This is a genomic window from Lentibacillus populi (genome assembly GCA_014642895.1).
GTDB classification, from domain to species: domain Bacteria; phylum Bacillota; class Bacilli; order Bacillales; family Amphibacillaceae; genus Lentibacillus_C; species Lentibacillus_C populi.
On sequence record BMJD01000081.1, the window covers coordinates 1 to 6,892 of the forward strand.

A 6,892-nucleotide genomic window follows, 5' to 3' on the forward strand; every position below is an offset into this window, starting at 1 on the left:
CAGCAAGCGACAGCGCGGTAGCCGAACAAGGTGTACAAAATGGGAGCGCCTGAAATATTGGTATGAAAGCAACGTCGAGAAAAACTTGACACATACTTTCCTGTTAGGGCATTTGCCAAAACGATAAAATAACGTCAAAATACTATTTTATATGTATGTTATGCATAAGCCATTGAATAATTAATTTCTATTGCTTGATTTGCTATTATTTCTGATGTTAATGTTTCTCACCAACCTTAACAGTCACTTTAAACCCTTTAGAAAATAATTAGTTTGATACGAGTATCTTGGAAGCATTTATGAATCTATTCACAAATGCTTCCAAGATTGTAGAATATTGACTGAGTATTCCGGACATTGGAATTAGTTGTTTTACTTTTCTTTTCATCAATTAGTTTGAATATCTTCTGAACCCCTGCGTTTTTTCCCAGAAAACCTGTCTAATATCCAATGTATCAAAAGTTTCTGCTTGTCACGTGACTTCATTTAACAGCCATTCCAAATGATCAGGTTTTGTTCATTCGCTTCTTTTACAAACGGTTTGGCCTCTTCGTATTCTTTCTCTGTATCAATATCATGCGCCAAATGATTTCCTTCTTATTTTTGATTTTTTGAAGGTGATTTCCAGTAAAAATTTATGATCTGGCTCAAGATGACGAAGACTACTTGCTCATTATAGTTAATCTCTATAAATTCGCTATTTTCATAGTCAATACCATTAGGCCCATGCATAACATAACGCCAAATATCAACCGGGCGCATGTCAAATTCATTAATCGTATTAGAAAAATCTTTGGGTCCCCACCATTTCTTAAGTAAACCTACGTTACTAGAGGCTGTAAAAACATTCTCAGCAGGAGCATTAAACATACGTGACTTCACTATCTCACGTTCAGAATGGGAATCATATTTGTTTTACTAAAACGAACCATTTAGAGACATTACAAAACTTTTTTCCCTGCTTTTTGCGTAATTTATTTTTGCTTCATGTTACACCAAGTTTAACCAGCACCATCCCCGTACCGTGTTCACGGATTTCAAGGTTGTCATGGCAATCAATGCGCCCTGCCCTGCTACATATATTATTTTTTATTTTCATTTAGGAAAGACAGCAAAATTTTCGATAGTCGATCACAAATCAACATCGTGATCTTCTTTCGGCATGAGGTATTTTCATTACCCCTTGTATACTTTCTGTAACTCCGCAAGATCAAGTTTCTTCATTTTAAGAGTTGCCTTATTAACACGATCAATTTGTTGCGGTGTGCTACTCGTCATCATCTCGTCCATTTCTTTTGGCACAACCTGCCAAGACACGCCAAACTTATCTTTCAGCCAGCCGCATTGCTCAGATTCAGGAACAGCAGACAGCTTATCCCAGTAGTCATCGATCTCTGCTTGTGTGTCGCAATATATCATAAATGAAATTGCCTCATTAAAACTGAATTTATGATCTCTCGCACTGTCCATTGCGGCAAACCACTGATTCTCAAGCATGTAATCGGAAAACATGATTGTTCCTTCCTTGTCAGGTTCCATTCCTTGAGGGTAGCGGGCAATAAAGCCCTGCTTTGAATTCTTAAATACGGATAAATAAAAATTAATCGCCTCTTCCGCTTTCCCACATGTATCACCGACAAACATGAGCGAAGGCACGATCGCAGGCCGCTCTTCACCTTCTGGATTGGTAAGGATTAACTGCCACGACAAACCATACTTATCTTGAATCCAGCCATACTTCTCACTAAATGGATACTTATCAAGTGGCATTAACACGGTTCCACCTTCGGACAATTTGTTCCAAACCTCCTCTAGTTTTTCACTCGCGTCTTTTTCTCGTGATGGGTCAAAATTAACCATGAAAGACACCGATGGATTGAATGTGAAATAAGGACCTGCATTGATGGCCATGAACTTCTGTCCCCACAACTCAAAGGAGACTAAATCAGCGTCGCCTGATGGAGTGTCGTGGAGTGTTGTTTTATTCGTAATTCTTGAATCTGGAAAAATAGAAGCATAAAACTCTGCCGCTTCATTCGCTTCCTTGTCATACCATAAATGTGGAACGATGATTTGATTTGTATTTGTCATAGTTATTCCTCCTTGTGTTAAAATAAGTGTCTATTTTAAGCTTATCACATCATTTATTTTTGATTTCTTCTCGATTGCGGTTTTTTGGAAACTCACAACTTACAAACCGCCCATGCTATTCCATCTTTGGAAAGGGGAGTATCCTAACATCCTCAATCTCATTTACATAAAGAGTATTCTGTTTTGAAAGATTGAGCATACTCGGTGTCATTTGTTCTGATCCTTTCGTAGTAAACTCAATGATTTCGTTAACCAGCTTTCGATAAAGGAACCCGAATAACGTCCGAATTGCCCGTAACCTTATATTAAAAGTTCCGTTTCTTAATCCGCGAATTTTCTGTAAATGATTAACGTAACTGTCTATGTTCAGTCGCACGACCATGTTATAAAATTCGTTTTATCATGTGAACTAGCCAACACTTAAACTTTCCGAGTTCTGCGCGGTAATACTCGATCGTATCCGGTCGCAATCCCCACCGTTCTGCATCGGCAATGAAACGCTTTACGGCATCGTCATATGACAACGTTTCTAATTCAATTGGTTCCGTTGCAATATCTACTTCATACGGTAATAATTCGTTTCTACTACGGTTCCCAACGCAAAAAACGCTCCCTCCGAATAGATTCAATGGAAATCGTCTAAGCTCCGTTTAGGCATACGACTTTTTTATACACGCAAAAAAGACGACGCTTCAACGGATTATATTCCGTCAAACGCCGCCATATTAATGATTCTTGATACCGGTGGTCGGGGGCGAACCGACACTCCGTAAGGAACACGATTTTGAGTCGTGCGCTTACTTCCATTCGCCAGAACCCTTGTCACCACTGTATTTAACGATTTTCGTGTCTCACTACTGCACACGATTTATTATAAAAAATTCTTCTTACTATTATTATATTGGCATTCCTAAATTTTTCAACTAATATATTGTTCTATAATAATTTTATTAAGATAAAACATGACAGGTTAGCATTACTAAATCTTTTATTGTTAATCAGCTGGAAAAAAACCATATCTACCGTTTTTGATTTCTTTAGTAAATTCCTCATAATTTATTTTTCTTTTAACTTCTTCACTCGGCTCTTTATTATCAAGAATTATTATCTGCATATCATTTCTTAGTGCAGATACATCTTCGAAAAAAGCTTGCTGAATATCTTCATTTAGTATATCAAACTATCTAGTAAATTAAACCAATAATTTAGTTATTTGGATGTTTATTTTACTGACTATTAATTCTGAAAATATCGGTTCTATTAAGATTTAAGTATTGCCCTAGAGACTCTAATTCTAGAATTCAATCTATTCATGAAATATTTATTATTTGATTATATAATAGATTATACTTTTCAACGTGTGTTTAATTTCAAGGTTTTCAATAATCAATCCGTTTTTTCCATTCTCACCTAACTGCACCTTACCTTTTACATAATCAAACCTTTGATATCCAATTAAATAGTTAAGTATGCCACAGGTTAGATAAGTATTTATTTTTATTGTATAACCATTCTTTAACAAGCCAAGTTTGTGTAAAAGATTGCCATTTCTATCATTCATAAAATCATATTCGTAAAATTTTATATATCTCATAGGTTCATCAGATGTTAAATAAACAGCTTCCGAGTTATTTTCTCCTAGTGTAAATTCTTCTACAACTTCAATATTATCCAGTTCATTGTCTCGACAAACTTTTAAGCTTTCAAGTATGGTAATTTCCATTTTCATTATAAGGATTAAACGACCTAAGATATACATTACAAACAATAATAATGTAATAAGTGATGAAGCAAAAACTATACAAACATAATTAGGTTAGAGTTATATAATAACCCACTTATGGTGCAATATGTGAAACCAATGTTACGGAATGTTAAATGTACCGTTGCAGAACCCTATTTTTAAATTCATTCGATAAATCGCAATATTTGAATAAAAGAGAACACCTAAGCTAGCTTCCTCTTTCTTAATCTATGAATTTAGCTTAAAATCCTACTTGATCAGCCCCATAATTCGCTTGTTCTGCGGTAAATCCCTCGAATTGTAATTGTTCAATAAGACTACTTCTTGAAAATGAAGAATAGTCCATATATTCTTGTGCCTTCTTTCCTGCCTGTTCATTCCAATCAACTTCAATATTGTCAACAGCAAAGGTTGCGTCAGCATTAGAGAATCCCTCGTATTCTAATTGTTCAATAAGTCCACTTTTAGAAAATGCGGTATAATCAATATAATCCTTTGCCTTTTGTATTGCGTTTTGTTGAGAAATGGTAAATTCAGGTTCTTCCTTAACTTCTTCCTTAGGTTCTTCTTTTTTAACTTCCTCTTTAGTTGGTTCTTCTTTAGTTTCAGTAGCTACTTCCTCAACAGGTTCTTCCTTAGGTTCGTCCTTAACAACTTCTTCTTGTTTAGGTTCCTCCTTAGGTTCACTTGTAGTATCTGTAGTTTCCTCCCCTGACGTTGCGAACATTCCTATTACAAGAACAGCTATTACCCACACCCACCATTTCTTGTAGAAAGGTTTTTTAACTTTTTCCTTAGCCATTACATAATCCCTCACTCTACTAAATTTTTTACAATATCAGAAACAATTGTAACATAACTGTAAAGAACATGGAATACATAATCCTATTTTCCTAGTTGAAATAGTTTTACATTTATCTATGAAGGAAAATTTACCTATTTCAAAAAGTTTTAAAATGGCAAAAAATTTTATCGCTGCTTTGAGAATGGTAAAAACCCTAACCACCCCTATTTTTCAAGTCTATTATTGACCTTATCCAATCTTTTATTTAGATCATTGAATTGTTGTTTCACTTCACGCTTAAAGTCATTCAGATTAGTATGTAATGTTTTTGCCTTGTCTAGTATTTCGTCAATAAGTAAAGCCTCTTTTTCGTTCCACGTATCAATACTTTCAAAATGCTGGTCAGATTTCTTTTTAATTCTTCATTCGTGTACACTTAATTACCTATTTCTGTAAAATGTGTTATAACCCAACAACTTGACATGGAGCCTCTACAGGTATGAATATCGAGCCAAGAAGTCAGCAGTATCAACGGCTGGCTCTGCCATACAAGGCTATCATGCCTGTCTCTCCATGTAAAGTTGTTTTGAGTAGCGTTACAAAAATGTACATAGTTAAACAATCATTTGTGTACATCCTTAGATTATCATTTATAAAAAGTATCTATTACCCACCCGCATAGCAGGTGGTTTTCTGTTTCGCACACTGTCGCGTACTCAACTGACTAAAGTCATAACAAAAAACGCCTACCTACATTACTGTAAATAGACGTTTAAAACGTTGATATTACTTAATTCTACTGTTAATTGACGATAATAAAACTTCTTAAAATAAGTACCGGTGGTCGGGGTCGAACCGACACTCCCGAAGGAACACGATTTTGAGTCGTGCGCGTCTGCCAATTCCGCCACACCGGCATATTGTCTTTGGAGGCGGCAACCGGATTTGAACCGGTGATAAAGGTTTTGCAGACCTCTGCCTTACCACTTGGCTATGCCGCCAATATGCAAAGTAATGGAGCGGAAGACGGGATTCGAACCCGCGACCCCCACCTTGGCAAGGTGGTGTTCTACCACTGAACTACTTCCGCATAATGGCTGGGCTACCAGGATTCGAACCTGGGAATGACGGGATCAAAACCCGCTGCCTTACCGCTTGGCTATAGCCCAAAATATTTGAATTTAATTAATGGGGCGATCGGTGGGGATCGAACCCACGCGTGCCGGAGCCACAATCCGGTGCGTTAACCACTTCGCCACGACCGCCATCTTAAACATGGCAGGGGTAGTAGGAATCGAACCCACATCAAAGGTTTTGGAGACCTTCGTTTTACCATTAAACTATACCCCTACTTATTTATATATGAAAAAAGTAAAATGGTGGAGGGGGGCAGATTCGAACTGCCGAACCCTAAGGGAGCGGATTTACAGTCCGCCGCGTTTAGCCACTTCGCTACCCCTCCATAATGGAAAACACAAAAATGGTGGCTCGGGACGGAATCGAACCGCCGACACAAGGATTTTCAGTCCTTTGCTCTACCGACTGAGCTACCGAGCCTCTATATATTAGTGAACAAATTGCAACAACACTCTATTAAAGTGGCGGTCTGGACGGGACTCGAACCCGCGACCTCCTGCGTGACAGGCAGGCATTCTAACCAGCTGAACTACCAGACCATTTAATGAAGAAAAAAATACTAAGTTAATTTGATTGAGTTAAAGAAAATTTGGTTGCGGGGGCAGGATTTGAACCTACGACCTTTGGGTTATGAGCCCAACGAGCTACCAGACTGCTCCACCCCGCGATATGAAATTGATGGTGGAGGATGCAGGGCTCGAACCTGCGACCCCCTGCTTGTAAGGCAGGTGCTCTCCCAACTGAGCTAATCCTCCAATTAAGTTTAAGTGGTGACCCGTACGGGATTCGAACCCGTGTTACCGCCGTGAAAGGGCGGTGTCTTAACCACTTGACCAACGGGCCAAAGTTATTTAAAGGTGGCGGAGAGCGAGGGATTCGAACCCTCGAGGCCGCGATAACGGCCTACACGATTTCCAATCGTGCTCCTTCGGCCACTCGGACAGCTCTCCATGGCTCCACAGGTAGGATTCGAACCTACGACCGATCGGTTAACAGCCGATAGCTCTACCACTGAGCTACTGTGGAATGGAATCGATTAGCCTGGCGGCGTCCTACTCTTGCAGGGGCAAAGCCCCAACTACCATCGGCGCTGGAGAGCTTAACTGCTGTGTTCGGCATGGGAACAGGTGTGACCT

At 38.6% G+C, this 6,892-nt stretch carries 4 protein-coding genes, 14 tRNA genes and 1 rRNA gene; all 19 read right to left on the reverse strand.

Annotation, left to right across the window (positions count from 1 at the left end):
- Positions 1 to 597 precede the first annotated feature (597 nt).
- Positions 598 to 882 carry an SRPBCC domain-containing protein gene (locus IEX12_RS22440; RefSeq protein ID WP_188725938.1) on the reverse strand — a complete coding sequence of 95 codons (285 nt, stop codon included), beginning with the start codon at positions 880 to 882 and terminating at the stop codon, positions 598 to 600.
- Between the two features lie 294 nt (positions 883 to 1,176).
- Positions 1,177 to 2,091 carry a VOC family protein gene (locus IEX12_RS22445; protein ID WP_188725939.1) on the reverse strand — a complete coding sequence of 305 codons (915 nt, stop codon included), beginning with the start codon at positions 2,089 to 2,091 and terminating at the stop codon, positions 1,177 to 1,179.
- A 1,324-nt stretch (positions 2,092 to 3,415) separates the two neighbouring features.
- Positions 3,416 to 3,820, reverse strand: coding sequence for a hypothetical protein (locus tag IEX12_RS22450; RefSeq protein WP_102415736.1), 405 nt, complete (start codon positions 3,818 to 3,820; stop codon positions 3,416 to 3,418).
- A 256-nt stretch (positions 3,821 to 4,076) separates the two neighbouring features.
- Positions 4,077 to 4,637: an Ltp family lipoprotein gene (locus tag IEX12_RS22455; RefSeq protein ID WP_188725940.1), complete on the reverse strand. Its 561-nt coding sequence runs from the start codon at positions 4,635 to 4,637 to the stop codon at positions 4,077 to 4,079.
- Between the two features lie 817 nt (positions 4,638 to 5,454).
- A tRNA-Leu gene (locus IEX12_RS22460) sits at positions 5,455 to 5,536 on the reverse strand.
- Between the two features lie 10 nt (positions 5,537 to 5,546).
- Positions 5,547 to 5,620: transfer RNA gene (locus IEX12_RS22465), tRNA-Cys, on the reverse strand.
- Positions 5,621 to 5,634: 14 nt separating this feature from the next.
- Positions 5,635 to 5,709, reverse strand: a tRNA-Gly gene (locus tag IEX12_RS22470).
- Positions 5,710 to 5,713: 4 nt separating this feature from the next.
- Positions 5,714 to 5,788: transfer RNA gene (locus tag IEX12_RS22475), tRNA-Gln, on the reverse strand.
- Between the two features lie 20 nt (positions 5,789 to 5,808).
- A tRNA-His gene (locus IEX12_RS22480) sits at positions 5,809 to 5,884 on the reverse strand.
- Positions 5,885 to 5,895: 11 nt separating this feature from the next.
- Positions 5,896 to 5,969 (reverse strand) — tRNA-Trp (locus IEX12_RS22485).
- Between the two features lie 27 nt (positions 5,970 to 5,996).
- Positions 5,997 to 6,081 (reverse strand) — tRNA-Tyr (locus IEX12_RS22490).
- A gap of 19 nt (positions 6,082 to 6,100) precedes the next feature.
- Positions 6,101 to 6,176 (reverse strand) — tRNA-Phe (locus tag IEX12_RS22495).
- Between the two features lie 42 nt (positions 6,177 to 6,218).
- A tRNA-Asp gene (locus IEX12_RS22500) sits at positions 6,219 to 6,295 on the reverse strand.
- A gap of 51 nt (positions 6,296 to 6,346) precedes the next feature.
- Positions 6,347 to 6,423, reverse strand: a tRNA-Met gene (locus IEX12_RS22505).
- Between the two features lie 12 nt (positions 6,424 to 6,435).
- Positions 6,436 to 6,511: transfer RNA gene (locus IEX12_RS22510), tRNA-Val, on the reverse strand.
- A gap of 13 nt (positions 6,512 to 6,524) precedes the next feature.
- Positions 6,525 to 6,599, reverse strand: a tRNA-Glu gene (locus IEX12_RS22515).
- 15 nt (positions 6,600 to 6,614) lie between these two features.
- A tRNA-Ser gene (locus IEX12_RS22520) sits at positions 6,615 to 6,706 on the reverse strand.
- A gap of 1 nt (position 6,707) precedes the next feature.
- Positions 6,708 to 6,782, reverse strand: a tRNA-Asn gene (locus IEX12_RS22525).
- Between the two features lie 13 nt (positions 6,783 to 6,795).
- Positions 6,796 to 6,892, reverse strand: a 5S ribosomal RNA gene (rrf, locus tag IEX12_RS22530); the annotation flags it as partial.